The organism is Modestobacter sp. SYSU DS0511 (assembly GCF_054050755.1).
Map to the genome: position 1 here is coordinate 16,752 of NZ_JBJGZY010000028.1, position 25,180 is coordinate 41,931.

The 25,180-nt window shown below is 74.8% G+C and carries 28 protein-coding genes and 4 tRNA genes; 5 read left to right on the forward strand and 27 right to left on the reverse strand.

The window, feature by feature from the left end:
• Positions 1-53: 53 nt before the first annotated feature.
• The 25 genes from ACI783_RS14240 to ACI783_RS14360 all read right to left on the reverse strand — a co-directional run bounded on the left by ACI783_RS14240 (position 54) and on the right by ACI783_RS14360 (position 22,114).
• Positions 54-2,123, reverse strand: coding sequence for an NAD(+) synthase (locus ACI783_RS14240; protein ID WP_457141048.1), 2,070 nt, complete (start codon positions 2,121-2,123; stop codon positions 54-56).
• Between the two features lie 30 nt (positions 2,124-2,153).
• Entirely contained in the window at positions 2,154-2,768 is a 615-nt protein-coding gene (locus tag ACI783_RS14245; RefSeq protein ID WP_457141049.1) for an adenine phosphoribosyltransferase, read from the reverse strand.
• Positions 2,765-4,180 (reverse strand): protein translocase subunit SecF, encoded by a 1,416-nt coding sequence (gene secF, locus ACI783_RS14250; protein ID WP_457141050.1) that lies wholly within the window; start codon positions 4,178-4,180, stop codon positions 2,765-2,767. Before secF ends, ACI783_RS14245 begins: the two co-directional genes overlap by 4 nt.
• Positions 4,177-5,712: a protein translocase subunit SecD gene (secD, locus tag ACI783_RS14255; RefSeq protein WP_457141051.1), complete on the reverse strand. Its 1,536-nt coding sequence runs from the start codon at positions 5,710-5,712 to the stop codon at positions 4,177-4,179. The genes secF and secD overlap by 4 nt, the downstream gene beginning before the upstream one ends.
• 9 nt (positions 5,713-5,721) lie before the next feature.
• On the reverse strand, positions 5,722-6,060 hold the full coding sequence (gene yajC / locus ACI783_RS14260; protein ID WP_457141052.1) for a preprotein translocase subunit YajC: 339 nt from the start codon (positions 6,058-6,060) through the stop codon (positions 5,722-5,724).
• Positions 6,061-6,219: 159 nt separating this feature from the next.
• Positions 6,220-7,362: a Holliday junction branch migration DNA helicase RuvB gene (gene ruvB / locus ACI783_RS14265; protein ID WP_457141053.1), complete on the reverse strand. Its 1,143-nt coding sequence runs from the start codon at positions 7,360-7,362 to the stop codon at positions 6,220-6,222.
• Positions 7,359-7,997 carry a Holliday junction branch migration protein RuvA gene (gene ruvA / locus ACI783_RS14270; protein ID WP_457141054.1) on the reverse strand — a complete coding sequence of 213 codons (639 nt, stop codon included), beginning with the start codon at positions 7,995-7,997 and terminating at the stop codon, positions 7,359-7,361. The genes ruvB and ruvA overlap by 4 nt, the downstream gene beginning before the upstream one ends.
• Entirely contained in the window at positions 7,994-8,566 is a 573-nt protein-coding gene (gene ruvC / locus ACI783_RS14275; protein WP_457141055.1) for a crossover junction endodeoxyribonuclease RuvC, read from the reverse strand. The genes ruvA and ruvC overlap by 4 nt, the downstream gene beginning before the upstream one ends.
• A 205-nt stretch (positions 8,567-8,771) precedes the next feature.
• On the reverse strand, positions 8,772-9,530 hold the full coding sequence (locus tag ACI783_RS14280; protein ID WP_457141056.1) for a YebC/PmpR family DNA-binding transcriptional regulator: 759 nt from the start codon (positions 9,528-9,530) through the stop codon (positions 8,772-8,774).
• Complete coding sequence (gene pdxT / locus ACI783_RS14285; protein ID WP_457141057.1) at positions 9,527-10,192, reverse strand: pyridoxal 5'-phosphate synthase glutaminase subunit PdxT; 666 nt, start codon at positions 10,190-10,192, stop codon at positions 9,527-9,529. The genes ACI783_RS14280 and pdxT overlap by 4 nt, the downstream gene beginning before the upstream one ends.
• Positions 10,189-11,097, reverse strand: a complete 909-nt coding sequence (pdxS, locus tag ACI783_RS14290) for a pyridoxal 5'-phosphate synthase lyase subunit PdxS (RefSeq protein ID WP_457141058.1) — start codon at positions 11,095-11,097, stop codon at positions 10,189-10,191. The genes pdxT and pdxS overlap by 4 nt, the downstream gene beginning before the upstream one ends.
• Positions 11,098-11,146: 49 nt before the next feature.
• Entirely contained in the window at positions 11,147-11,695 is a 549-nt protein-coding gene (locus tag ACI783_RS14295; RefSeq protein ID WP_457141059.1) for a hypothetical protein, read from the reverse strand.
• An 11-nt stretch (positions 11,696-11,706) separates the two neighbouring features.
• Positions 11,707-12,936, reverse strand: a complete 1,230-nt coding sequence (locus ACI783_RS14300) for a glycosyltransferase family 4 protein (protein WP_457141060.1) — start codon at positions 12,934-12,936, stop codon at positions 11,707-11,709.
• Complete coding sequence (locus tag ACI783_RS14305) at positions 12,936-13,853, reverse strand: phosphatidylinositol mannoside acyltransferase (protein WP_457141061.1); 918 nt, start codon at positions 13,851-13,853, stop codon at positions 12,936-12,938. Before ACI783_RS14305 ends, ACI783_RS14300 begins: the two co-directional genes overlap by 1 nt.
• A 38-nt stretch (positions 13,854-13,891) precedes the next feature.
• Positions 13,892-14,557, reverse strand: a complete 666-nt coding sequence (pgsA, locus tag ACI783_RS14310) for a phosphatidylinositol phosphate synthase (protein ID WP_457141062.1) — start codon at positions 14,555-14,557, stop codon at positions 13,892-13,894.
• Complete coding sequence (locus ACI783_RS14315) at positions 14,558-15,142, reverse strand: HIT family protein (RefSeq protein WP_457141063.1); 585 nt, start codon at positions 15,140-15,142, stop codon at positions 14,558-14,560. It abuts the gene before it with no gap.
• Complete coding sequence (gene thrS / locus ACI783_RS14320) at positions 15,139-17,181, reverse strand: threonine--tRNA ligase (RefSeq protein WP_457141064.1); 2,043 nt, start codon at positions 17,179-17,181, stop codon at positions 15,139-15,141. The genes ACI783_RS14315 and thrS overlap by 4 nt, the downstream gene beginning before the upstream one ends.
• Positions 17,182-17,258: 77 nt before the next feature.
• Complete coding sequence (locus ACI783_RS14325) at positions 17,259-18,356, reverse strand: CapA family protein (protein WP_457141065.1); 1,098 nt, start codon at positions 18,354-18,356, stop codon at positions 17,259-17,261.
• Positions 18,357-18,436: 80 nt separating this feature from the next.
• Positions 18,437-18,991, reverse strand: coding sequence for an MOSC N-terminal beta barrel domain-containing protein (locus ACI783_RS14330; RefSeq protein ID WP_457141066.1), 555 nt, complete (start codon positions 18,989-18,991; stop codon positions 18,437-18,439).
• Positions 18,992-19,001: 10 nt separating this feature from the next.
• Positions 19,002-19,388, reverse strand: a complete 387-nt coding sequence (locus ACI783_RS14335) for an HNH endonuclease (protein WP_457141067.1) — start codon at positions 19,386-19,388, stop codon at positions 19,002-19,004.
• A 27-nt stretch (positions 19,389-19,415) separates the two neighbouring features.
• On the reverse strand, positions 19,416-19,898 hold the full coding sequence (locus ACI783_RS14340; protein ID WP_457141068.1) for a hypothetical protein: 483 nt from the start codon (positions 19,896-19,898) through the stop codon (positions 19,416-19,418).
• 72 nt (positions 19,899-19,970) lie between these two features.
• Positions 19,971-20,042, reverse strand: a tRNA-Val gene (locus ACI783_RS14345).
• 25 nt (positions 20,043-20,067) lie between these two features.
• Positions 20,068-20,529: a TIGR02611 family protein gene (locus ACI783_RS14350; RefSeq protein ID WP_457141069.1), complete on the reverse strand. Its 462-nt coding sequence runs from the start codon at positions 20,527-20,529 to the stop codon at positions 20,068-20,070.
• A gap of 74 nt (positions 20,530-20,603) precedes the next feature.
• Positions 20,604-21,512, reverse strand: coding sequence for an anti-sigma factor domain-containing protein (locus tag ACI783_RS14355; RefSeq protein ID WP_457141070.1), 909 nt, complete (start codon positions 21,510-21,512; stop codon positions 20,604-20,606).
• Positions 21,509-22,114, reverse strand: a complete 606-nt coding sequence (locus tag ACI783_RS14360; RefSeq protein WP_457141071.1) for a sigma-70 family RNA polymerase sigma factor — start codon at positions 22,112-22,114, stop codon at positions 21,509-21,511. Before ACI783_RS14360 ends, ACI783_RS14355 begins: the two co-directional genes overlap by 4 nt.
• Before the next feature lie 171 nt (positions 22,115-22,285).
• On the opposite strand from ACI783_RS14360, the gene ACI783_RS14365 reads away from it, so the two are divergent.
• From ACI783_RS14365 to ACI783_RS14380, 4 genes are all read left to right on the forward strand, one after another.
• The gene (locus ACI783_RS14365; protein WP_457141084.1) at positions 22,286-22,816 is read left to right on the forward strand and encodes an SsgA family sporulation/cell division regulator; all 531 of its coding nucleotides are present in this window, start codon (positions 22,286-22,288) and stop codon (positions 22,814-22,816) included.
• 136 nt (positions 22,817-22,952) lie between these two features.
• Positions 22,953-23,024 (forward strand) — tRNA-Gly (locus ACI783_RS14370).
• A gap of 42 nt (positions 23,025-23,066) precedes the next feature.
• Positions 23,067-23,137 (forward strand) — tRNA-Cys (locus ACI783_RS14375).
• Positions 23,138-23,194: 57 nt separating this feature from the next.
• Positions 23,195-23,269, forward strand: a tRNA-Val gene (locus tag ACI783_RS14380).
• Positions 23,270-23,396: 127 nt separating this feature from the next.
• On the opposite strand, the gene ACI783_RS14385 is transcribed toward ACI783_RS14380, so the two are convergent.
• Positions 23,397-23,885: a VOC family protein gene (locus ACI783_RS14385; RefSeq protein ID WP_457141072.1), complete on the reverse strand. Its 489-nt coding sequence runs from the start codon at positions 23,883-23,885 to the stop codon at positions 23,397-23,399.
• Positions 23,886-23,983: 98 nt separating this feature from the next.
• Entirely contained in the window at positions 23,984-24,580 is a 597-nt protein-coding gene (gene coaE, locus ACI783_RS14390; RefSeq protein WP_457141073.1) for a dephospho-CoA kinase, read from the reverse strand.
• A 152-nt stretch (positions 24,581-24,732) separates the two neighbouring features.
• Here coaE and ACI783_RS14395 point away from each other — a divergent pair, with 152 nt between their 5' ends.
• Positions 24,733-24,987 (forward strand): hypothetical protein, encoded by a 255-nt coding sequence (locus ACI783_RS14395; protein ID WP_457141074.1) that lies wholly within the window; start codon positions 24,733-24,735, stop codon positions 24,985-24,987.
• Positions 24,988-25,180: the final 193 nt, after the last annotated feature.

Below are 25,180 nucleotides of genomic sequence, written 5' to 3' on the forward strand. Positions count from 1 at the left end.
ATGCTAGCCGCGCACGGGCGGGCCCGGCCGGTCGTGCCCCTCGGGCGGGTGGCTCAGCTCTCGGGGACCTCGCGCTGCAGCTCCGCCAGCCACACCCGGGCCGTCGCGTCCGACGGGGCGCGCCAGTCGCCCCGCGGTGAGAGCGAGCCCCCGGCCGAGACCTTGGGGCCGTTCGGCATCGCCGAGCGCTTGAACTGACTGAAGGCGAAGAACCGCTGGCAGAACACCTCCAGCCAGTGCCGGATCTCACCCAGCTGGTAGGACACCCGCCGGTCGGCCGGGAACCCGGCCGGCCACTCCCCCGCCTCGGCGTCGGCCCAGGCGTGCAGCGCGAGGAAGGCGATCTTCGAGGGCCGCATGCCGTAGCGCAGCACGTGGAAGAGGGTGAAGTCCTGCAGGGCGTAGGGCCCCACCTTCGCCTCGGTGCTCTGCACCGGCTCGCCCGCGCCGGCCGGGACCAGCTCCGGGCTGATCTCCGCGGCGAGGATCCGCTCCAGCGTGCGCAGCACCGGCTCGTCGAACTGGCGGGAGGAGACCACCCAGCGGATCAGGTGCTGGATGAGCGTCTTGGGCACCCCGCCGTTGACGTTGTAGTGCGACATCTGGTCACCGACGCCGTAGGTCGACCAGCCCAGCGCGATCTCCGAGAGGTCACCGGTGCCCAGCACGATCCCGCCGCGCTGGTTGGCCAGCCGGAACAGGTAGTCGGTGCGCAGGCCGGCCTGGACGTTCTCGAAGGTCACGTCGTAGACCGGCTCGCCGCGGCCGGCGGGGTGGCCCATGTCGGTCAGCAGCCGGGTGGCCGCCGGGCGGATGTCGATCTCCTCGAACGTCACCCCCAGCGCCCGGGCGAGGGCGACGGCGTTGGCCTTGCTCTCGTCCCCGGTCGCGAAGCCGGGCATGGTGAACGCCAGGACGTCGCTGCGCGGGCGGCCGGACCGGTCCATCGCCTGGGCGGCGACGATCAGCGCGTGCGTGGAGTCCAGCCCGCCGGAGACGCCGATGACCACCTTCGGCCAGCCGATCGACGCCAGCCGCCGCTCCAGGCCGACGACCTGGATGTTGTAGGCCTCGTAGCAGTCCTGGGCCAGCCGCTCGGGGTCGGCCGGCACGAACGGGAAGCGGTCCAGCCGGCGGCGCAGGCCCAGGTCGCCCGTCGGGGGCTGGAGCCGGAACTCCACCCGCCGGTGGTGCAGCCGCCCGGCCAGCGCCCGCCGGTTGTCGTCGAAGGTGCCCATCCGGGCCCGCTCGGCGCGCAGCACGTCCAGGTCGACGTCGGCGACCGACCGGCGCGGCCCGTCGGGGAACCGGTCGGACTCGGCGAGCAGGACACCGTTCTCCCAGACCATGGTCTGCCCGTCCCAGGACAGGTCGGTGGTCGACTCGCCCTGCCCGGCGGCCGCGTACACGTAGGCGGCCAGGCAGCGGATGGACGTCGCCTGCGCGAGGGTGGCCCGCTGGTCGGCCCGCCCGACGGTGATCGGGCTGCCGGAGAGGTTGGCCAGCACGGTGGCCCCGGCCAGGGCCGCCTCGGCGCTGGGCTGGACCGGGACCCACATGTCCTCGCAGATCTCCACCGCGAGCACCAGGCCGGGCACGTCGACGGCGTCGAACAGCAGGTCCGGGCCGAAGGGCACCGGCTGCCCGGCGACCGTGTGCACCTCACCGGCGGCGTCGACCCCGGAAGCGAGCTGGCGGCCCTCGTAGAACTCCCGGTAGGTGGGGAGGTAGGACTTCGGCACCACGCCCAGCACCCGGCCACGGTGGACGACGACGGCGGTGTTGTAGACCCGGTTGCGGTGGCGCAGCGGAGCCCCGACCACCAGCACCGGGGTCAACTCGGCCGATCCGGCGACGACGTCGGCGATGGCCGCCTCCACCGCGTCCAGCAGCGGGTCCTGCAGGAGCAGGTCCTCGATCGAGTAGCCGGACAGGCACAGCTCCGGGAACACCGCGACGGCGACGCCCTCGGCCGAGCACTCCCGGGCCTGCGCCAGCACGGCGACGGCGTTGGCCGCCGGGTCGGCGATCGTCACCGGCAGGGTGACCGCCGCGACCCGGGCGAAGCCGTGCCGGTAGACGGAGCGGAACCGGGTCGCGGACTCCTCAGCTGCTGGGCTCACCCGCCGATCATGTCATCCGCCGCCGACGGCTCAGGTCGTCCAGAGCGAGTGCACCGGGTGCGGCGCGATGCGCTGGCGCCCGCCCAGGACCCCCAGCTCGATCACCACCGAGACCGCGGTGACCACACCCCCCAGCTGCTCCAGCAGGCTGACGGCCGCCCCCAGCGTGCCGCCGGTGGCCAGCACGTCGTCCACCAGCAGCACACGCTGGCCGGGGCGGATCGAGTCGGTGTGCAACTCGAGGGTCGCGGTGCCGTACTCCAGGGCGTAGTCGGCCGACACCCGCTCGCGCGGCAGCTTCCCGGCTTTGCGGATCGGGACCACCCCGGTACCGGTGCGCACCGCGACGGCGGCGGCCAGCAGGAAGCCGCGCGCCTCGACTCCGGCGACGACGTCGAAGCCCGGGTCCGGGGCCCCTTCGGAGCCGTCGCCGCCGAGCGCCGCCGCCCGCGGGTCCACCCCGGCCGGCTCGGCCAGCGCGTCGACGACCCTGCGGAAGGCCTCCGCATCGGCGAACACCGGCGTCAGGTCGCGGAACAGCACCCCGGGCTCGGGGAAGTCCGGGATGGTGACCGCGACCGACGCGACCAGCTCGTCGATCGGCAGCTGCGTCCCGGCGGGCGTCTGGGCAGGTCCGGCGGTCACCGGCGCTTCTTGCCCGCCGGGCGCTGCCCCGGACGCGGGGCCGTCGCGCCACCGCGGCCGGTACCCGGCTGCCGCGGGGCGGCCTGCACCGAGGACGGCGACTCCACCTGCACGTCGGCCACCGGCCGGCCCGGCAGGGTCTCCGTGCGCCCCGTCCCCAACCGCTCGGTCCCCGGCCGCTCGGTCCCCGGCCGCTCCGCGACGGCCACCGACGACCGCCGGGTCGCCCCGCCACGGCGGGCGCTGGCGACCGGCCCGGCCGGCTGGCCAGCGCTGCGCGCCTCGGCCGCCCGGCGGGCGAGCACCCGCTTGCGCAGCGCCTGCTGCTCGGGCTCCCGTTCCTTGAGCTCGGCGAGCACCGGGGTGGCCAGGAAGATCGAGCTGTAGGTACCGGCCGCCAGGCCGACGAACAGCACCAGCGCGAGGTCCTTGAGGGTGCCGGCACCGAGCAGCCCGGCGCCGACGAAGAGCAGCCCGGCGACCGGCAGCAGCGCGATGACCGAGGTGTTGATCGAGCGCATCAGCGTCTGGTTGACCGCCAGGTCCGAGGCCTCGGTGAAGGTCGACCGGCTGCTCTTGCTCAGGTCCTTGACGTTCTCGTCGACCTTGTCGAAGACGACGACGGTGTCGTAGAGGGAGAACCCGAGGATGGTGAGCAGACCGATCACCGTGGACGGCGAGACCTCGAAGCCGACCAACGCGTAGACGCCCGCGGTGACGAGGATGTCGTGCAGCAGCGCGACGATCGCCGCGACGGCCATCTTGGGCTGGAACCGCACCGCGAGGAAGGCGACGACGGCGACCAGGAACACCGCGAGCGCGATGAGCGCCTGGTTGGTGACGTCGCTGCCCCAGTCGGCGCTCACCGACTGCGGGCTGACCGCGGCCGGTTCGACGCCGGCAGCCTCGGCGACGGCGTCGACGACGGCGCGCTCGGTGTCGTTGTCCAGCTCGCTAGTGCGGAGCAGGACGGAGTCACCGCCCACCACCTGGGCGCTGGCCACCTCGGCCCCGGCTCCCTCGGCGGCCTCGCGGACGTCCGCGAGCTGCTCGCTGGTGGCCGGCACCCGCAGGCTGCTGCCCCCGGCGAACTCGATGCTGAAGTTGAAGCCGCGGACCAGCATGGCCAGCGCGCACAGGAGCACGACGACGGCGGTGACCCGGAACCAGAACCGGCGCTTGGCGACGACGGCCAGACCGGCCTCGCCGTTGTAGAGCCGGTGGGCCAGCGACGCCCGGTGCGGGCGGGCCGCGGCGCCGCCCTCCGCGGGCAGGCCGGCGTCGGCGAGCGCCCGGTCCCCGACGCTCTCCTCGGTCGCCTCGGTGGCCACCGCGGACTCGTCGACGGACTCGTCGGCGGCGGAGCCGACGGGCACCGGTGCCTGGTCGGCGTCGTCCCGTGGGGTGGTCATCGCGTGCTCCCGTTCGTGCTGCTGCCGGCGCCGACCAGCTCGGGTTCGCGCGCCATCGCCGGCGCGGTCCGGCGTCCGCGGTCGACCTGGCCCAGACCGGAGAAGCGGTTGGAGCCGAAGGACCTGACCCGGCTCAGCACCGCCATCAGCGGGTGGGTGAAGAGGAAGACCACGACGAGGTCGAGGACGGTCGACAGGCCCAGGGTGAAGGCGAAGCCCTTCACGTCACCGATGGCCAGCCAGTAGAGGATCGCCGCGGCCAGGAAGCTGACCGCGTCGGCGGACAGGATGGTGCGGCGGGCGCGCACCCAGGCGCGGGGCACGGCGCTGCGCAGGGAACGCCCCTCGCGCACCTCGTCCTTGAGGCGCTCGAAGTACACGACGAACGAGTCGGCGGTGATGCCGATCGAGACGATGAACCCGGCGATGCCGGCCAGGCTGAGCGCCAGGCCCAGTTCGCGGCTGAGCAGCACCAGGCAGCCGTAGACGACGACCGCCGACAGCACCAGGCTGGCGATCATTACCAGCCCGAGCAGGCGGTAGTAGAGCAGCGCGTACACGAACACCAGGGCGACGCCGATGCCGCCGGCGATGAGGCCGGCGCGCAGCTGCTCCTCCCCCAGCTCGGTGGAGATCGACTGCGCGGTCGCCTGCTCGAAGGTCAGCGGCAGCGCGCCGTACTTCAGCTGGTTGGCGAGCTCGGTCGCCTCGGCCTGGGTGAAGTTGCCGGAGATCTCGGTGCTGCCGCCGACGATCGCGCTGTTGATCGTCGGCGCGGAGACGACCCGGCCGTCCAGGGTGATCGCGACGCTGTTGCCCACGTTGGCGGTCGTGTAGCTGGCCCACGCGTCGGCGCCGGAGTTGTTCAGCGACAGGTCGACGATCCACTCCCCGGTGCCCGCGCGGGTGCCGGCCGTGGCGTCGGTGACGTCGGTGCCCTCGAGGACCGACGGGCCCAGCAGGTACTTGACCTGGCCGTCCTCGCCGCATGCGGCGACGTGGTCCTCGGGCCGGTTGACGTCGGTGGTCTGCTCGTCGCAGGTGAGGGTGGCGAACTCCGCGGCCGCCTCCTCCTGCGTGACCGGCGCGGCGCCCTCCTCGGGAGCCGGCTCCTCGGCCGGTTCCTCCGTCGGCGCGGCGTCCTCGGCGGGCGGCATGACCGGCTCGGCCTGCAGCACCGGGCGGAAGCGCAGCTGCGCGGTCGTGCCCAGTTCACGGGCGCGCTCGCCGTCGTCACCGGGCACCGAGATGACGATGTTGCTGTCGCCCTCGGTCACCACCTCGGCCTCGGCGACGCCCAGGCCGTTGACGCGCTGCTCGATGATGCGCCGGGCGAGCTCGAGGTCCTCGCGGGCCGGGGCCTCGCCGCCGGGCGTGCGCGCGGTGAGGGTGACGGTGGTGCCGCCCTGGAGGTCCAGGCCGAGCTGGGGCGTGCGCTGGTCACCGGTGAGGAAGACCAGCGCGTACAGCCCCGCGACGATCAGCAGGAAGGCCGCGAAGTAGCGGCGCGCAGGGAGCTGGCGGGCAGCCATGGGCCGGGGTCAGCGGGTGCGGTCGGTGGGGTCGCCGTCGCCGTCGACCGTCCCGCCGGAGCTGTTCGGGGCACCGTCGGCCGGAGCGGCCGGCGTGCGGACCTCCATCACCGCGGGGCGCGCGACGGTGACGACGACGCCGGGGGCGACCTCGAGGTCGATGGTCCCCTCACCGAGGCCGGCGACCGTGCCGTGGATGCCGCTGGTCAGCATGACCGGCGTGCCGACCGTCAGCGACTCCTGCAGGGCCTGCGCGTTGGCCTGCATCTTCTTGCGCTGCCGGGCCGGCAGCACGATCAGCAGGACGAACGCGAGGGCGAGCAGGACGAACGGGAAGAGCTGTTCCACGACTGGTGAGCCTCTCTACCGCGGCAGGTCGCGCGGTCGGTGCGGCCCGAGAGGGCCGCTCGGGTACATCGGCGCCGGCGCACTCCCACCCGCGCGGAGTGGCCCCGGGGCGAGGCGCGTCGCCCGGCTGGTCCGGGTTGCGCGCCAGCGCCGAGGAGTCTAGGCGTCGAAGAGGGTCTGTGACGACGCCCCGTCCAGCGGCGGGTCACCTGTGCCCCCAGCGGGCGCAGCACCCCCGTGCAGCGCAAGGCCCCCACGCGGCAGCGGGTGCCCCAGGTGGGAGAAGGCCGCCTCGGTGGCCACCCGTCCGCGGGGCGTGCGGGCCAGCAGTCCGGCACGCACCAGGAAGGGCTCGCAGACCTCCTCGACGGTGTGCGGCTCCTCCCCCACGGCGACCGCCAGGGTGGCCACCCCGACGGGGCCGCCGCCGAACTTGGTCACCAGCGCATCGAGTACCGCCCGGTCCAGCCGGTCCAGGCCGAGCTCGTCGACGTCGTAGAGGGCCAGTGCCGACCGGGCGACGTCGCGGGTGATCCGGCCGTCGGCGCGCACCTCGGCGAAGTCCCGGACCCGGCGCAGCAGCCGGTTGGCGATCCGCGGCGTGCCCCGCGAGCGCCCGGCGATCTCCGCTGAGCCGTCGTCGGTGAGCTCGACCCCGAGCAGGTCGGCGCTGCGGGCGAGGACCCGCTGCAGGTCGGCCGTCTCGTAGAACTCCATCTGCCCGACGAAGCCGAACCGGTCGCGCAGCGGGCCGGTGAGCAGGCCGGCGCGGGTGGTGGCGCCCACCAGGGTGAACGGGTTGATCTCCAGCGGGATGGCGGTCGCGCCGGGCCCCTTGCCGACGACGACGTCGACCCGGAAGTCCTCCATCGCCATGTACAGCAGTTCCTCGGCCGGGCGGGCGATGCGGTGGATCTCGTCGATGAACAGCACGTCACCGGAGCCGAGGTTGGACAGCATCGCGGCCAGGTCACCCGACCGCTCGATCGCCGGGCCGCTGGTGATCTTCACCGCCGTGCCGAGTTCTGAGCCGATGATGAGCGCGAGACTGGTCTTGCCCAGTCCGGGCGGGCCGGACAGCAGCACGTGGTCCGGCGGGCGGCCGCGGCGCTTGGCGCCCTCCAGCACCAGGTCGAGCTGGCGGGCCACCTTCGGCTGGCCGATGAAGTCGGCCAGCGAGTGCGGACGCAGCGCCGACTCGACGACGCGTTCCTCGTCACCAGCGGACGCTTCCACCGAGAAGTCCCGGCCGTACCCCTCGGCGGCCTCCCCGGTCAGCGACCGGTCGAACGGCGAGGTCACGAGCGGCCCAGGAGCTGCAGCGCCTGCCGCAGCAGCACCGCCACCTGCACCCCGCCGGCGGCCTGCTGCTCCTCGGCGACCGGCTCCAGCGCGGCCAGCGCCGTCTCCGCCTCGCGGCTGGACCAGCCCAGCCCCACCAGCGCGGCGGTGAGCTGGTCGCGCCACGGCGCGACCGGCGTGACCGGGGCCAGCCCGGCGGGCAGCGGGCCACCGTCGAGCTGGGTGTCGACGGTGGTCGCGCCCAGGCGGTCGCGCAGCTCCAGCACCAGCCGCTCGGCGCCCTTCTTGCCGATGCCCGGCACCTGCATCAGCGCCTTGAGGTCACCCATCGACACGGCCCGGCGCACCTCCCGGGGCGGGTGGATGGCCAGCACCGCCTGGGCCAGCCGGGGACCGACGCCGTTGGCGGTCTGCAGCAGCTCGAACAGCTGGCGCTCGTCGTCGTCGGCGAAGCCGTAGAGGGTGAGCGAGTCCTCCCGGACGACGAGGCTGGTCGACAGCCGCGCCTGCTCCCCCACCTGCAGCCGCGCGATCGTGCCCGGGGTGCACTGCACCGAGAGCCCGACCCCGCCCACCTCGACGACCGCGCCGTCGGGCGAGACGGCCGCCACCCGGCCGTTGACCGAGGCGATCATCGGGCCGACACCCCCGTCCAGCGCGGCACGGTGCGGGCGCCGGGCAGCGGCGCGCCGATGCCCCCGGCGAGCGCCGCGGTGCGCAGCCGGTGCTGAGCGGGGGCGCGCCAGGTGTGGCAGATCGCCAGCGCCAGCGCATCGGCGGCGTCGGCCGGCTTGGGCGGGCTGGCCAGCCCGAGCACCCGGGTGACCATGAGGGTGACCTGCTCCTTGTCGGCGCGGCCGTTGCCGGAGATGGCGGCCTTGACCTCGCTGGGCGTGTGCCAGGCGACGGGGAGGTCGGCCTGGGCGGCGGCGAGGGCGGCGACCCCGGCGGCCTGGGCGGTTCCGGTCGCCGTCCCCTTGTTGTTCTGGGTGAAGACCCGCTCGATGGCCACGGCCGTGGGCCGGTACTCACGCAGCAGCGCGGTCACGGCGGTGTGCACCTCCAGCAGCCGGAGTTCCAGGTCCAGGTCGGGGGACGTGCGCACGACGCCGACCCCCAGGGAGACCGGCCGTGCACCGGGCCGCCCCTCGACCACGCCCCACCCGCAGCGGGTGAGCCCCGGGTCGATGCCGAGCACGCGCATGCCCACTCCCCCACCATCGCACGAACACCTGTTCGATGGGAACGCTAACCGGGGAACCGGACGCGACCCGGGCACGACACGCACCCAGCCGTCGGCCCCGCTGCAGGGCCCCGCCGCGAGCCTGCGAGTGGCGGGGGGCAGCGGGCGGAAGGACCCCCGCGCCCCCAGCCCCTCGCGAGCTCGCGGCCGGATCCTGCGCAGGGGCCTAAGCGTCGGCGGTGACCTGCTCCATGACCTCGTCGGAGACGGCGTAGTTCGCGTAGACGTTCTGCACGTCGTCGAGGTCCTCGAGGGCGTCGATCAGCTTGAACACCTTGGCCGCGCCCTCGACGTCGAGCTCCACCTGGACGCTGGGCACGAAACCCATGTCGGCGGAGTCGTACTCGATGCCGGCCTCCTGCAGCGCGGTGCGGACGGCGACCATGTCACCGGGCTCGCTGACCACCTCGAAGGTGTCGCCCAGGTCGCGGACCTCCTCGGCCCCGGCGTCCAGCACGGCCAGCAGCACGTCGTCCTCGGTGTGGCCGGCGGCCGGCACCACGACCACGCCCTTGCGGGAGAACAGGTAGGACACCGAGCCCGGGTCGGCCATGGTGCCGCCGTTGCGGGTCATCGCGGTGCGCACCTCCATCGCCGACCGGTTCTTGTTGTCGGTGAGGCACTCGATCAGGACGGCGACCCCGGCCGCCGCGTAGCCCTCGTAGGTGATGCCCTGGTAGTCGACGCCGCCGGCCTCGGCACCCGAACCGCGCTTGACCGCGCGGTCGATGTTGTCGTTGGGCACCGAGCTCTTCTTCGCCTTCTGGATGGCGTCGAACAGCGTCGGGTTGCCCGCCGGGTCACCGCCGCCGGTTCGGGCGGCCACCTCGATGTTCTTGATCAGCTTGGCGAAGAGCTTGCCGCGCTTGGCGTCGATCCCGGCCTTCTTGTGCTTGGTCGTCGCCCACTTGGAATGGCCGCTCACGACTTACCCCCTCCACTGCCGACGCCTGCGATGGCGCCGTCGGAACGCTGGTCCCGGGCACGGGCTGCCCGCACCAGTTCCACGAAGGACGCGTGCACCCGGATGTCACCGGTGAGCTCGGGGTGGAAGCTGGTGGCCACCAGGGATCCCTGGCGGACGGCGACGATCTTACCGTCGGCCGGGCCGCCCACGACCCGGCCGAGGACCTCGACGCCGTCGGCGGCCTGCTCGACCCACGGCGCGCGGATGAAGACGGCGTGCACGGGGCCCCCGTCGACGCCGGCGATCTGCACCTCGTCCTCGAAGGAGTCGACCTGCCGGCCGAAGGCGTTGCGCCGGACCGTGACGTCCAGCCCGCCGATGGTCTGCTGGCCCGCCGGGGCGTCCAGCACCCGGTCGGCGAGGAGGATCATCCCGGCGCAGGAGCCGTAGGCGGGCAGCCCGGCCCGGACGGCGTCCCGCAGCGGCTGGAGCAGCCCGAACCGCTGGGCGAGGTTCGCCATCGTGGTCGACTCGCCGCCGGGCAGCACCAGCCCGTCGACCGCGGCCAGCTCCTCGGGGCGGCGGACCGTCACCGCCCGGGCGCCGGCGGCGGTCAGCGCCACCAGGTGCTCCCGGACGTCGCCCTGCAGGGCGAGCACACCGATGACCGGCGCGCTCACCAGCCGCGGGTGGAGTACCGCTCGGACTCCGGCAGCGTGCTCACGTTGATGCCGACCATCGGCTCGCCCAGCCCGCGGGAGACCTTGGCGATGACGTCGGGGTCGTCGGCGAACGTGGTGGCCTGGACGATCGCTGCCGCGCGCTGCGCCGGGTCGCCGGACTTGAAGATGCCCGAGCCGACGAAGACGCCCTCGGCGCCCAGCTGCATCATCATCGCCGCGTCGGCGGGGGTGGCGATGCCGCCGGCGGTGAACAGGACGACCGGCAGCTTCCCGGTGCGGGCGACCTCGACGACGAGGTCGTGGGGGGCGCGCAGCTCCTTGGCCGCGACGAACAGCTCGGTGTCGTCCAGCGTGCCCAGCCGCTTGATCCCGGCGCGCAGCGCACGCATGTGCCGGGTGGCCTCCACGACGTTGCCGGTGCCGGCCTCGCCCTTCGAGCGGATCATCGCCGCGCCCTCGGCGATGCGGCGCAGCGCCTCACCGAGGTCGGTGGCGCCGCACACGAACGGCACGGTGAACGCGTGCTTGTCGATGTGGTGCGCCTCGTCGGCGGGTGTGAGCACCTCGGACTCGTCGATGTAGTCGACGCCGAGGCTCTGCAGCACCTGCGCCTCCACGAAGTGCCCGATCCGCGCCTTGGCCATCACCGGGATGGAGACCGCGTCGATGATCCCCTGGACCATGTCCGGGTCGCTCATCCGCGCGATGCCGCCCTGGGCGCGGATGTCGGCGGGCACCCGCTCGAGCGCCATGACGGCGACGGCGCCGGCGTCCTCGGCGATCCTCGCCTGGTCGGGGGTGACGACGTCCATGATGACGCCGCCCTTGAGCTGCTCGGCCATGCCGCGCTTGACCCGGTCGGTGCCGGTGCCGGGCTGGTGCTGGGGGTCGGTCAGGGACACGGTGTGGCCTTCCAGGTCGTCGCGCGCGGACGGCCCAGCGTACGGCGGGTCAGCCGGAGGCCCGCCCGGCACCGGAGGCCACCCCGGCGGGGGGACCGGTGAGCACCGCGTCCAGGCCGTCGTCGATGTCGAAGTACCGCGGCAGCGGCCGGCCGGCGTGCAGCCGCATCACCCGGGCCGGCCGGCCGCGGCGCAGCACCAGGGTGTCGCGCACGGCGTCGTTGTAGAAGCGGCGGGCCAGCCCGACCCGCATCCCGGTGTCCTGCAGCTCCGGTGGGCGGAGCGCCGGCGGCACCCGGCGGAGCAGCGCGCCCAGCCGGTTCTCCGCGGCCTCGCGGTCACCCGCCGTGGGGGCACGTGCCCCGGCCGCCGCCCTGGCCAGCGCGGCGGCCAGTTCGGGTCCGAGCTCGTCGGCCCGCTCGCGGGCCAGCGCCGCGGCCAGCTCCGCCCGCCGCAGCAGCGCGGCGTCGAGCACCTCGCGCGCCCGGCGGACCCGCCCGGCCAGCCGCCGCAGCCGGGTCAGCGTCCAGGCCGCCCAGGCCAGCGCGAGCACCGCCAGCACGGCGACGGCGAGCAGGAGCTCGGTGGCGGTGGTCATGGGACCTCAGGCTAGCGGCGGACCCGGCGGCGGAAGGGCCACGGCGGCGCGACGCGCTCACCCAGGTCGCCGGCGACGTGCCCGAGCAGGGCGGCGTCGTCCTCGGTGGAGGCGGTGACCGCGGCCCCGCCGGGGGGTGCGACCGTCTCGTAGACGGCGAGGATCCGGCGGGCGACGACCGACCAGTCGTAGCCGGCGACGACCTGCCGGCCGGCCTCGACCAGGGCGTCGCGGCGCACCGGGTCGGCCAGCAGCCCGCTCAGCGCCGCGGCCAGCGCGGCGGAGTCGCCGCGGCGGACCAGCACCCCGGCGGCCCCGTCGCCGAGCACCCGGGCGAAGGCGTCCAGGTCGCTGGCGACGACCGGGGCCCCGGCGGCCATGGCCTCGAGCAGGATGACGCCGAAGGACTCGCCCATGAGGTTCGGCGCGCAGTAGACGTCGATCGACCGGAGGAACGCCGCCTTGGCCGGCTCGTCGACCTCCCCGAGCAGCGTGACGTGCGGGCGGAGGTCGTCCCCCACCAGCTCGGTGAGCTCGTCGGGGTCGCCGCGGCCGGCGATCAGCAGCCGGGCGCCGGGATGGGTCGCCACCACCGTCCGCATCGCCGCCAGCAGCACCGGCAGCCCCTTGCGGGGCTCGTCGTAGCGCCCCAGGAAGCCGATCGTGGGGCCGTCCTCCCCTCGCCGGTGACCGGGCAGCGAGGGCCCCTCGGCGAAGGCCGGCACGTGCACGCCGTTGGGGATGACCACGGCATCGCCGCCCAGGTGCTCGACCTGGACGCGGCGGGCGAAGTCGGACACCGCGATCCGGCCGTCGACCTTCTCCAGCCAGGGCCGGGCCCACGGCCCGAGCGCCGCCAGCACCTTGGACCGCGTGGTCGCCGCGTGGAACGTCGCCACGATCGGCCCCTGGGCGATGATGCACACGAGCAGCGACAACGAGACCGAGGCCGGCTCGTGCACGTGGACGACGTCGAAGTGCCCCTCGCGCAGCCAGCGGCGGGCCCGGGCCGCGGAGACGAGCCCGAAGGACACGCTGGCCATCGAGCCGTTGTACGGCACCGGCACCGCCCGTCCGGCCCAGGTCACGTGCTCGGCCGGCAGGTTCTCCTCGTGCTCGGCGGGGGTGAGCACCTCGACGTGGTGCCCCAACCGGCGCAGCGTCTCGGCGAGGTCGCGCACGTGGTACTGGACGCCGCCCGGGACGTCCCACGAGTAGGGGCACACGAGGCCGACGCGCATCAGCGACCCCCGGGGGCGACCGGGTCGGGACCGACGTCGGGCCAGATTCGTCCGAGCACGTGCCAGTCCTCGGGCCGTTCGGCGATCGTGGTGGCGAACGCGGTGGCGACCTGCTGCATGGCGGCGCCCACCCGGTCGCGCAGTCGGCCCGGGCCCGCGACCGGCACCTCGGGGTGGACCACGAAGCGCCAGCCGGCGCCGTCGAACTGGCAGACGGCCGGGAGCAGGGCGGCACCCGTCTGCGCCGCGAGCAGCGCCGGACCGCCGGGCATGGTGGTGGGCCGGCCGAAGAAGTCGACCGGCACGCCGTCGCCGGAGAGGTCGCGATCGACCAGCAGGCAGGTGGTGCCGCCGGCGGACAGCCACTCGCGCAGCACCGCCGACGCCGGCCGCTCGCCGCCGGTGAGCGGCAGGATCCGCATGCCCAGCCCCTCCCGGTAGTCGACGAACCGCCGGTAGAGCGACTCCGGCCGCAGCCGCTCGGCCACCGTGACGAAGGGGCCGCCCAGCCAGTCGATCAGCCACACGCCGGCCACGTCCCAGTTGCCGCTGTGCGGCAGGGCGACGACCACACCCCGGCCGTCGGCGCCCACCCGCTCCAGGTGTTCCCGCCCGACCATGGTGGCCCCGGCGAGCACCTGCGTGGTGCCCATGGCCGGCAACCGGAAGGCCTCCTGCCAGTACCGGGCGTACGAGCGCATCGCCCGGCGGGTGAGTTCGTCTAGCTCGGCTCCGTCCAGCCCGGTGACGACCCGCAGGTTGGCGCGCAGCTGGCGCACCCCCCGCCCGTTCCGGGCGGCGGCCCAGGACCCGCCGGCGCCGAACGCCGCCGAGGCCACCGGCGCGGGCAGCAGCCGGACGGCGCGCCAGCCCGCCGCGTACCCGCCGTCGGTCAGCCGTTCGCGCAGGGTGGCCACGCGGTCGGGGCGCAGGGCACCCGGTCGGCGACCGGGGCTCACGGCGCGGGGTCGGCGGCCGACGTCGGGCCCTGCGCCGGGCGGGGAGCCGCCGGCAGGGGCCGACCGCGGGACTGGCGGTGCACCTCGGCGAACCGCTGGGCCACGGTGACCGCACTGCCGACGAGCAGGACCCAGAGCGCCACGTGCACCGCGTACGGGATCCCCAGACCGGTGAAGCCGGTGCCGACCAGCACCAGGATCAGCCGCTCGGTGCGCTCGACGACGCCGACGTCGCAGCTCAGGCCCACCCCCTCGGCCCGCGCCTTGACGTAGGAGGTGAGGATGCCGAGCACCAGGCAGACCAGTGCGAGCAGCACCAGCAGCCGGTTGTCCCCGGCGCCGGAGAACCACCAGGCCAGGCCGGCGAAGATGGCCGCGTCGGCGGCGCGGTCGCCGGTGGAGTCCAGCACCGCGCCGAACACCGACCCGCCGCCGCGGGCGCGGGCCAGCGCCCCGTCGAGCATGTCGAGCAGGACGAAGACGGTGACGGTGGCCGCGCCCCAGAACAGCCAGCCGTTGCCGATGAGGAAGACCGCGGCGGCGACCGCGCCGAGCGTGCCGGTGGCGGTGACCGCGTCGGCGGTGACCCCGGCCCGCAGCAGCCCGCGCACCACCGGTGCCCAGAACCGGGCGACGGCCGGGCGCAGGTTGACCCCGAGCACTCAGGCCCCCGTTCCGGCACGACCGGCCGCGGGCCAGGCCTCGGCGAGCAGCCGGCGGGTCTCGGTGAGCACCTGCGGCAGCACGCGGGTGAGCCCGATCACCGGCATGAAGTTGGTGTCCCCGCCCCAGCGCGGGACGACGTGCTGGTGCAGGTGGTCGGCGATGCCGGCGCCGGCGATCGCCCCCTGGTTCATCCCCACGTTGAACCCGTGGGCGCCGCTGACCGACCGGACCACCCGCATCGCCGTCTGGGTGAAGGCGCCCAGCTCGGCGACCTCGGCGTCGGTCAGGTCGGTGTAGTCGGGCACGTGCCGGTACGGGACGACCATCAGGTGCCCGGCGTTGTACGGGTACAGGTTGAGCACCGCGTAGACGGTCTCCCCCCGGGCGACGACGAGGCCGTCCTCGTCGGGGAGGCCGGGGATCCGGTCGAACGGGCAGTCGCCGGCCGCGTCGCTGACCGGCTTGTTCTCCCCGCGGATGTAGGCCATCCGGTACGGCGTCCAGAGGTGCTCGAAGCCGGCCGAGGGACCTCCGTCGTCGTTGACGACGGGGATCCTCAGCTCCTCCTGCGCGTCGCTCATCCCGCAGCCGCCGGCTCGGCGGCAGGCTCGGCCGCCGACGGGTCGCTGTTGTCCCGGGCGGCGACCCAGGCCACCACCTGCTCGACGGCCTCGGCGACCGGCACCCCGTTGCGCTGCGAGCCGTCGCGGTAGCGGAAGGAGACCGCTCCCGCCTCCGCGTCGGTGGCGCCCGCGATGAGGACGAACGGCACCTTCTGCTTGCTGGCGGTGCGGATCTTCTTCTGCATCCGGTCGTCGGAGTCGTCGACCTCCACCCGGATGCCGCGGGCGCGCAGCTGCCGCGCCACGTCGGTCAGGTAGGGCACCTGCTCGTCGGTGATCGGGATGCCGACCACCTGGACCGGCGCCAGCCAGGCGGGGAACGCGCCCGCGTAGTGCTCGGTGAGCACACCGAAGAACCGCTCGATCGAGCCGAACTTCGCCGAGTGGATCATCACCGGCTGCTGCCGGGTGCCGTCGGCGGCGCTGAACTCCAGGCCGAACCGGGCGGGCTGGTTGAAGTCGTACTGGATGGTCGACATCTGCCAGGTGCGGCCGATGGCGTCCCGGGCCTGCACCGAGATCTTCGGCCCGTAGAAAGCCGCGCCGCCCGGGTCGGGCACCAGCTCCAGCCCGGTCTCCCGCGCCGCGTCCTCGAGCACCGCGGTGGCGACGGCCCACTCCTCGTCGGAGCCGATGAACTTGTCGGACTCCCCGCGGGTGGACAGCTCCAGGTAGTAGTCGTCCAGGCCGAAGTCGCGCAGCAGCCCCAGCACGAAGGCCAGCAGGTGCCGGATCTCGCCCGGCGCCTGCTCGGGGGTGACGTAGCTGTGCGAGTCGTCCTGGGTGAGCCCGCGCACCCGGGTCAGGCCGTGCACGACGCCGGACTTCTCGTAGCGGTACACCGAGCCGAACTCGAAGAAGCGCAGCGGGAGCTCCCGGTAGGACCGCCCGCGCGACCGGAAGATCAGGTTGTGCATCGGGCAGTTCATGGCCTTGAGGTAGTACTTCGAGTTCTCCAGGTCCATCGCCGGGAACATGGTGTCCTCGTAGTACGGCAGGTGGCCGGAGGTCTCGAACAGCCCGCCCTTGCTGATGTGCGGGGTGCCGACGTAGTCGAACCCCTCCTCGATGTGCCGACGGCGGACGTAGTCCTCCATCTCCCGCTTCACCACCCCGCCCTTGGGGTGGAAGACCACGAGCCCGGAGCCGATCTCGTCGGGGAAGCTGAACAGGTCGAGCTCGACGCCCAGGCGCCGGTGGTCGCGGCGCTCGGCCTCGGCCAGCTGCTCCAGGTACGCCTTGTGCGCGTCCTTGCTCTCCCAGGCGGTGCCGTAGACCCGCTGCAGCTGCGGGTTCTGCTCGCTCCCCCGCCAGTAGGCGGCGGCGCTGCGGGTCAGGGAGAACGCCGGGATGCTGCTGGTGCGCGGCAGGTGCGGGCCCCGGCACAGGTCGGTCCAGACCCGCTCGCCGGTGCGCGGGTCGAGGTTGTCGTACATGGTCAGCTGCGCGCCGCCGACCTCGACGTCCGCGCCCTCGGCGGCCTCGTCGCCGGCGCCCCCCTTGAGGCCGATCAGCTCCAGCTTGTACGGCTCGTGCGCCAGCTCGGCCCGGGCCTCGTCGTCACCGATCTCCCGGCGGCTGAAGTGCTGCCCCTGCTTGACGATCGCCTGCATCCGCTTCTCCAGCGCCTGCAGGTCCTCGGGGGTGAAGGGCCGCTCGGGGTCGAAGTCGTAGTAGAAGCCGTTCTCCACCGGCGGGCCGATGCCCAGCCGGGTGCCCGGGAAGAGGTCCTGCACCGCCTGCGCGAGCACGTGCGCGGCGGAGTGCCGGATCACCGCCCGCCCCTCGGGGCTGGCGGCCACCACCGGCTGCACCTCGGCGTCGGTCTCCGGGGCCCAGGCCAGGTCCTTGAGGTCACCGGTGGCCACGTCCCGGACGACGACGGCGGCCTCGGCACCCTTCAGCGCGACCCCGGCGTCCTTGAGCGCCTGCAGCGCCGTCGTCCCGGCCGGGACCCGGATCGGGGTGGCGGCGGTCGGGGAGGGCGGGGCGGACACTCGAGCTCCTGGGGGTCGGCGCGGTCCGGCCGGGCGGCCGGGACCCTGAGACTAGTGCGCCACCGGCCCCGGCCGGGTCACCCGGGGACGACCCGGAGGCCGTCGGCGACGGCGCCGCGGGCGTCGAGGACCGCGGTGATCCGGGCGGTGCTCACCGGGTCGGCCGGCACCAGGGTGACCGCGTCGGCGCCCAGCTCGATGCGCACCGGCACCGCCTCGGCCTGCGAGACGGTGAACCGGCCGTCGTCGCCGCGGGTGAAGGTGAACCGGGCGATCACCGAGTCCTCAGTGTCGTGCCCGCGGGTGGCGTGCTCGGCGAGGTGGTTGCCCAGCCCGTAGGCCACCCACTCCCCGTCGATCCGCTCGAAGGGCTGGACGACGTGCGCGTGGTGGCCGAGCACCAGGTCGACGTCGGGCGAGGCGAGCAGGGTGCGCACCGCCTCCTCCTGGGCCGGGAGCGGCGCGGAGTCGTACTCCGCGCAGCAGTGCACGCTGGCCACCACGACCTCCGCGCCCGCCGCCCGCGCGGCGGCCGCGTCGGCGAGCACCCCGCTGACGTCGGGCAGGTCGAAGGTGTCGATGGCGAAGGGCGCGTCGGCCGGCAGCGGCACCCCGTTCAGCGAGAACGTGGTGGCCACGTGCCCGACCCGGACACCCCCGGCGTCCACGATCGTCGGTGGCTCCCCCGCCGTGCGGTGCGTGCCGGTGTGCGCGATGCCGGCGGCGTCCAGGGTGTCCAGGGTGCGGACCAGCCCGGCGAACCCGGCGTCCAGCGAGTGGTTCGAGGCGGTGGAGCACAGGTCGTACCCGGCGCCGGCCAGGGCGTCGACGATCTCCGGTTGCACCGCGAACGACGGGTAGCCCGAGTACGGCCCCCCGGCCGGCGCGACCGGGGTCTCCAGGTGGCAGATCGCCAGGTCAGCGGCCTGCAGCACCGGGGCCACCGGCGCGAAGACCGCGGAGAAGTCCCAGGAGCCGTCCGGCTGCTGCGCACCGCGGGTGAGGGCACGCCCCTGGTGCACCAGCACGTCGCCGGTGGCGACCAGGGTGAACGTCTCCGGCGGCTCGGGTGCCGGGGAGGAGCCGACCGGGGCCGGGGAGCTGGGCACCGGGGACCCGGCGGCCGGGGACCCGGCGTCGTCCGCGCCGCAGCCGGCCAGCAGGACGGCGAGCACGGCCCCCACCGCCCCACGACCGCTCCGCACGGGTCGTGACCCTAGCGACGGCCGGCCCGCCCGCGGGACCGACGCGCAGGTCAGTCCACCAGCTCCACCGGGTCGCCGGCGGCGACCCGGCCGGGCGTGACCACCTCGGCGTACACGCCCAGGCAGTGCTTCGGGGTGCGGACGACGTCGAGCACCGCCTCACCGACGCGCACGCGCCGACCCACCCAGCTCCGCTCGTCGGCGGCGGGCAGGTGCAGCAGCAGGTTGGCCCGCGGGTCGTCGGCCGAGCAGCCCTCCGGGACGTCCCCGACCTCGGCCCGGTCGATCGCCTCCCGGGACACCAGGTGCACGGCGGCGGCGTCGACCTGCGGGCCGGCCGCCGAGGCCGCCAGGCGGACGGGGCGACCCAGCACCTCGGTCAGCGTGATCGTGTCGGCCTCGGCGTCCCCGGTGGGGACGACCTCGTGCAGCTGCGGCGTGGTCTTCACCGTGACGCGCTCGCCGGTGTCGGCGTCGACCACCGACCAGGCGCGGTCACCCCGCAGCCCCGCCGCGTCGACCTCCGCCTCGGCGACGGTCCGGCCGGCCAGCGACTTCACCGGGTACACCGACACCTGACCCACGCTGCCCACGACGTTCCCCATGCCCGGGACGCTACGCGGCGCTCCCCTGGCGACGCAGCCGGCGCAGCTGGGCGTCCAGGTAGGGGCGCGCCCGGCGCTGCCCGCCCCGTCGGGCGATCGCTGCGGCGAGCGAGCTGAGGACCCGGACCAGCCGCTCCTCGTCCGGCTCCCAGCCGCGCCGGCGGCACTCCGCCAGCCAGTCGACCGGCCCGGCGTGCCCGCGGGCGCCGTTGCACCGGCCGCAGGCGGCGACCTCGTTCTCCGCCCACGACGGGCCGCCCTTCACCCGGGGCACCAGGTGCTCGGTGGTCGGGCGGACCAGCCCGGCGAAGGCGCGCCCGCACCAGATGCAGGTGGCGCCGTCGCGCACCAGCGCCCCGGCCAGCCGGGCCGCGCGATCGGGTTGCACGGCTCCCATGGTCCCCGCGATCGACGGCCGGCGCCGTCAGCTGCGGCGGGCCCGCTCCCCTGCGACGTCCCGACGGCGCGGCTGGACCATGGCCACGGCCCTCCGGCGCACCTGCCCGGCCCGGCGGAACCGCTGCCGGGTGTGCCGGGGCGAGTGCGCCGTCCAGACCAGGTCGGGGTCCGGTGCCGGCGGCGCGTCGTCGTCCTCCGCCGCGGCCGACCGCATGCGCTCGTGCAGGTGGCCGAGCACCCGGCCGAGGAGCTCCTCGTCCGCGACGAGCTCGCGCAGGTCCGCCGCGCCCTCGGCGGCCAGCGCCTCGGCGAGCCAGGCCTGCCAGCCGGGGCCGAACGCCCGTGCCGCCCCGTCGGACACCACGGCGTGGGCGGCGTCCACGACCACGCCCGCCCCGAGCGCCCCGTCCAGCTCCGCGACCGCGCGCAGCGTGTAGCGGTCGGGACCGGGCCACGGCGGGGCGAGGAACAGGTCGTCCGGCCCGAACTGCTCGTCCTGGAGGTCCACCCGGGCATCGTCGCACCCGTCCCCCCGGACGACGACGGCCCCCGACCTGGTCAGGTCGGGGGCCGCATCCGGTGGGCGATACTGGGTTCGAACCAGTGACCTCTTCGGTGTGAACGAAGCGCTCTACCACTGAGCCAATCGCCCGGACGTCGATGATTCTGCCAGACGCTCAGCGCCAGAGTGGCACCCACCCCGGGACCCAGTCCGGCACGCCCATCACGTGCAGGGTCACGACCAGCACCGCGACCACGAACGCCGCCGTCAGCGCGGCGACGGCCAGGCGCACCCACAGCGACTGCCGGCCCAGCCAGTCGGTCCAGCGGCCCACGTGGCGGCGGGTGAACTGCAGCAGCCGCTCGGCCCAGGTGAACTCCGAGGCGAGCACGAACAGCCCGGCGATGACGGTCAGCCAGCCGGGCCCCGGCAGCGGGATGGTGACGATCCCCACGGCGACCACCAGGCCACCGACGAGCCCCACGCCCACCCGGTAGGGCGCGTCGAACGCCCGCCGAGCGGCGATCCGCCGGCGCCACGCGCTGTCCGCGACCCGCTCGCGCAGGCTGTGCACGCCGTCGCCGGCGAACCGGTCCCGGCGCTCGGCCACGCGCTCCCGCTGCTCCTGGTCGACCACCGTGTCCCCGCCACCGGGCGTGCCGACACGGCGCGGGAGGTGCCCTCCCGGCGCCGCGACCGTCTCCTGACCGCTCAGCTCGTCACCTGCCCGTTCGCGACGATCTCCGTGGGTTCCGACGGAGCCTGCCGGCCGGGCTCGAAGCTGATGGCGTACTCGCCGTACTCGTCCAGCCCGGTCGCCGCAGAGCCTACGGTCCGCAGCTCCATCTGTGGGGAAACGACGTCGAACTCCCCGATGGCCACCGCGGAACCCTCCGCCACCCCCCAGGCGACGTACGTGCTGTCGGTCCGGTCGTTGGGCGCGAGCCCGGTGGTGAGCACCTGCACCTGCCCCTCCCGGACGACCACGGTGGCGATCTGCCGGCCGTCCTCCCCGGTGAGCGGGACGATGGCCGCCCGGCCCGGCACCAGCAGCTCGTCGAGCACCTCCGCCCGCTGGGTGGCCGCCGCCCGGGCGGCGGCCCGGTCCTCGGCCAGCACGACGTTCCACGCCCCCAGTGCCAGCAGCGCCGCCACGGCCGCCGCGGCGAGAGCGGTGGGCAGCACCCGCCGCCACGCCGGCCGGAGGTCGGGCTCGCCACCGCGCCGCGGCGCCTCCAGCTCGAGCTCCAGCTCGTCGCCGCCGGCCCGGGCAGCCGGTGCTCCCGGCCGGCCGGCCGGGGGTGCCGCCTGCCCGGCGGATGCCGGAACGGGGCGGCGCACCTGCCCGGTCACCTCCACGGCGGCCCGCAGCCGGTCCCGCAGCGCGTCGGAGGGCTCGGCGGTCACGTGCCCGGCGTCGGACAGGTCGGCAGCGAGCGCCCCCACCACCTGCCCGGTGCCGGCGACCGTCCGGGCACAGCGCCCACATCCGGGCAGGTGGGCGTCGAACCGGTTCTCGTCCTCCGGCTCCAGGGCGTGCAGCGCCCACCCGACCGCCAGCTCGTCCCACGCCCGGTGGTCATCGCCGGGGGCGTGGCCCGGTGCACCCTGGACGGTCATCGCGCGGCCCCGTCCGCGGGGGTCGAACCGGGCACGCCGGCGCCCAGCGCGTCCCTGAGCCCGCGCACGCCGGCGAGCAAGCGGCTCTTCACCGTGCTCACCGGCGCGCCGGTGAGCACGGCCACCTCGCGCTGGGTGTAGCCGCCGTAGCAGACGAGCACCAGGACCTCGCGCTGCGCGTCGGGCAGCGCCTGCAGAGCGGTGGGCACCGTCGCGGCGACCCGGTCGGCCGCCTCGCCGGGGACGGGGACCGACGCAGCCAGGGCGAGCTCGTCCACGGCCCGGGCCTGCCGGCGCCGGTGGGACTCCTCGCGCCGCACGGCGTCGACCGCCTTGTGGTGGACCGTCGACAGCAGCCAGGAGGCCACCGTGCCCCGGCTCGCGTCGAAGGCGCCCGGGTCCCGCCAGACGGAGAGGAAGACCTCCTGCAGCACGTCCTCGGCGAGCGCGTCGTCGGCGACCACCCGGCGCGCGAGGGCGAACGCCGGCCGCCGGAACCGCTCGTAGAGGTCGTCGATCGCCGTCCGGTCGCCCGCGGCGACCCGTGCGACCAGCTGACGGCCGACCGCGCCGTCGTCCGGGTGGCGCAGCGGTCGGCTCACGAGCCCATGGTCACACGGGGGCTCCGCCCGGCACTGCCCGTTCGGGCCACCGATCGGCACCGCCCACCCGTCCGGGTGGGCGGGTGAGGCGCATGTGACTGGTGGGACGGATGGGGCACGACACGCCGCGGCAGGGCGTCACCTCCCCCACCGTTGGTCGTTGTGAAGGACATGGCGCGCTTCCCGAGGTCCGGCTGCACGGCTCGAACGACCCTCCACCTGGTCGGCCCGCAGTCCTGGACGGCCGTCCCTGCCGCGCTGGTCTACGACGCCACCGACCCCTTCGCCGTGCGGATCCGGTTCGGCGACGGCGGGGCCGACCCGGCCGACGCCCTCGCCGACGCCCTCGCCGAGGAGCTGCCCGCCGGCGACCTGGCCGAGGACGAGTCCCTGGACGAGCCGGAGGACGACGGCGTCGAGTGGCTGCTGAGCCGCGAGCTGCTGCGCGCCGGCCTCACCGCCCCCGCCGGCGACGGCGACGTCCGGCTGTGGCCGGCCCGGGGCGGACTGGACGTGCTCTTCCTGCAGCTGCGGGCTCCCTCGGGCGAGGCGCTGTTCGAGCTGTCCGCCACCGTCGTGGGCGACTTCCTGCGGGAGAGCGAGCTGCTGGTGCCCGTCGGCACGGAGAGCGACGCGACGTCGGTCGACGAGGAGCTGTCCGAGCTGCTCCGCGGCGGCACCGACAACCCGACCGCCCTGTGACCCCCCGACGGCGATCGACGAGCCGCTGACCTGGGCGGACACCCTCCGCGACACCCGGGGTACCCCCCGGGTTTGGAGCCCTGGAGGGCATCGGTTAGAGTTCTTCCCGTTGCACAGCGCAGTACGCAACGAGCAAGCGGACGTGGCTCAGTGGTAGAGCATCACCTTGCCAAGGTGAGGGTCGCGGGTTCGAATCCCGTCGTCCGCTCGGAACTCCCGGGCGCTGGTCGTAGACCGGCGCCCGGCGTGCGGTGGAGTGGCCGAGAGGCGAGGCAACGGCCTGCAAAGCCGTCTACACGGGTTCAAATCCCGTCTCCACCTCGGCGCCACCCTGTGGTGTGTCGACGGGGGAGGCGGATCCGGCCAGCGGGCCGGAACGGGCGATTGGCTCAGCGGTAGAGCGCTTCCCTGACACGGAAGAGGTCACTGGTTCGATCCCAGTATCGCCCACCAGCCGGAGAGGCCCCAGGTCATCGACCTGGGGCCTCTCCGCGTCTCGACCCCCGATCTCGCGTCCGATGCCGAGTCCGCGTCCGATGGCGCGAGCTGCGAGCGTTTCCGCGAGACGGACCGAGCGCGATCAGCCGACCGGCACCCCGTCGGCCGCAGCGCGCAGCACGGCCACGTCCAGCTTGGCCATGCCGAGCATCGCCTGCACGGCCCGCTGGGCCCGCGCGGGGTCCGGGTCGGCCAACAGCTCGGTCATGCCCTCGGGGACGATCTGCCAGCTGAGCCCGTAGCGGTCCCGCAGCCAGCCGCACTGGCCCTCCACTCCCCCGTCCCCGACGAACCGGTCCCAGAGCCGGTCGACCTCTGCCTGGTCGGCGCAGTCCACCTGCAGGGAGACCGCCTCGGTGAACGGGAACTGCGGCCCCCCGTTGATCCCGACCAGCCGCATGCCGGCGGCCTCGAACTCGACGGCCATCACCTCGCCGGCCGGCCCGGGCGCCCCCTCCGGGTACCGGGCGGTGCTGAGGATGCGCCCATCGCCGAGCACGTCGATGTAGTAGTGGGCCGCCTCCACGGCCTGGGTGTCGAACCACAGGTTGGGGACGATCTTCTGCGGCATGGTGCTTCCTCTCGGGTCGCCGGGCCGGGCGCCCGCACCGGGCGGGGCGGACGCAGCACAGACCCGGTCGACACCGGGAACTCATCGGCCCCGAGCGCTCACCGCAGCGACGGCGCCACCCGCTCCGCCCAGAAGCGCGCGACCTGGTCGGCCAGTGCCGCCCGATCCCCGTCGTTGACCAGCACCACGTCCGCGACCGCACGCCGCTGCTCGTCGGTGGCCTGGCTGGCGATCCGCGCCCGGGCGTCGTCCTCACCGAGCCCCCGGCCGACCAACCGGGACACGCGGGTCTCCAGCGGCGCCTCGACGACGAGCACGACGTCGTAGGAGCCGGCCTGGCCGGTCTCGACCAGCAGGGGGACGTCCTGGACCACCACGGCGTCCGCCGGCGCGGCAGCGACCAGCTCAGCGGCCCGGGAACGCACCCGCGGGTGGACGATCCCGTCGAGCCGGCCTCGCGCCTCAGGGTCGCTGAACACGATCGCCGCCAGAGCCGGCCGGTCGAGGGAGCCATCGGCGGCCAGCACGCGGTCGCCGAAGGCGGCCACCACCTCGGCCAGCCCCGCCGTCCCCGGCGCCACCACCTCCCGGGCCAGCCGGTCGGCGTCCACCACGAGCGCCCCGCGCTCGGCCAGCAAGGCGGCCACCGTGCTCTTGCCCGATCCGATGCCACCGGTCAGCCCGATCCTCAGCACACCGGCGACCTTAGGCCCGGGCGCGGTGTGACGGTGAGGTCACAGGGAGATCACGGCACCGGACGATCGGCGCGTCGCACGAGTCACAGCAGTCACAGGACTTACCTTTCGTTCCGGTGGACTTCCCCCGCCACAGCAGAAAGGCAGTGATCATGTCCCGCAGCACGCTCGACGGCCCGCAGTCGGCCCGCCGCACCTCCCGCCGCGGTCGTCACCGGATGGACGTCCCCGGCGGGGTGCGTTGCTCCGACCTGCCCGGGGTCCGCGAGCGGCTGCCGCAGCGCCGGACGTCGTCCTTCCTGCGCGCTCTGCTGCCCACCGTCACGTCCGGCCGTCACACCTGGGACTTCCTGGCCAACGCCGGCGGCCGCCCCCGCACCGCGTTCGCGATCATCCTCAGCCTCTGAGGCCCCTGCCCGTCCGAGCGGCACCGCGCTCGCGCGGCGTGCGGCCCACGGCAGCCAGGTCACGGCAGACCTTGCGCTGATCCGGTCACGGACGACCGGACACCGGCCCGCACGCCCACCGATGACGGCCCCGTCGACCACCTCGGTCGACGGGGCCGTCGTGTCATCCCGATCTTCCGGGTCGCACCGCCGC

Excerpts from the sequence above, each read along its gene's own strand:
- secF (WP_457141050.1), bottom strand. The coding sequence starts at position 4,180 with ATGACCACCCCACGGGACGACGCCGACCAGGCACCGGTGCCCGTCGGC.
- secD (WP_457141051.1), bottom strand. The coding sequence starts at position 5,712 with ATGGCTGCCCGCCAGCTCCCTGCGCGCCGCTACTTCGCGGCCTTCCTG.
- ruvA (WP_457141054.1), bottom strand. The coding sequence starts at position 7,997 with ATGATCGCCTCGGTCAACGGCCGGGTGGCGGCCGTCTCGCCCGACGGC.
- ruvC (WP_457141055.1), bottom strand. The coding sequence starts at position 8,566 with ATGCGCGTGCTCGGCATCGACCCGGGGCTCACCCGCTGCGGGTGGGGC.
- ACI783_RS14295 (WP_457141059.1), bottom strand. The coding sequence starts at position 11,695 with ATGACCACCGCCACCGAGCTCCTGCTCGCCGTCGCCGTGCTGGCGGTG.
- ACI783_RS14300 (WP_457141060.1), bottom strand. The coding sequence starts at position 12,936 with ATGCGCGTCGGCCTCGTGTGCCCCTACTCGTGGGACGTCCCGGGCGGC.
- ACI783_RS14315 (WP_457141063.1), bottom strand. The coding sequence starts at position 15,142 with ATGAGCGACGCGCAGGAGGAGCTGAGGATCCCCGTCGTCAACGACGAC.
- ACI783_RS14330 (WP_457141066.1), bottom strand. The coding sequence starts at position 18,991 with ATGGGGAACGTCGTGGGCAGCGTGGGTCAGGTGTCGGTGTACCCGGTG.
- ACI783_RS14335 (WP_457141067.1), bottom strand. The coding sequence starts at position 19,388 with ATGGGAGCCGTGCAACCCGATCGCGCGGCCCGGCTGGCCGGGGCGCTG.
- ACI783_RS14355 (WP_457141070.1), bottom strand. The coding sequence starts at position 21,512 with ATGACCGTCCAGGGTGCACCGGGCCACGCCCCCGGCGATGACCACCGG.
- ACI783_RS14365 (WP_457141084.1), top strand. The coding sequence starts at position 22,286 with ATGGCGCGCTTCCCGAGGTCCGGCTGCACGGCTCGAACGACCCTCCAC.
- ACI783_RS14385 (WP_457141072.1), bottom strand. The coding sequence starts at position 23,885 with ATGCCGCAGAAGATCGTCCCCAACCTGTGGTTCGACACCCAGGCCGTG.
- ACI783_RS14395 (WP_457141074.1), top strand. The coding sequence starts at position 24,733 with ATGTCCCGCAGCACGCTCGACGGCCCGCAGTCGGCCCGCCGCACCTCC.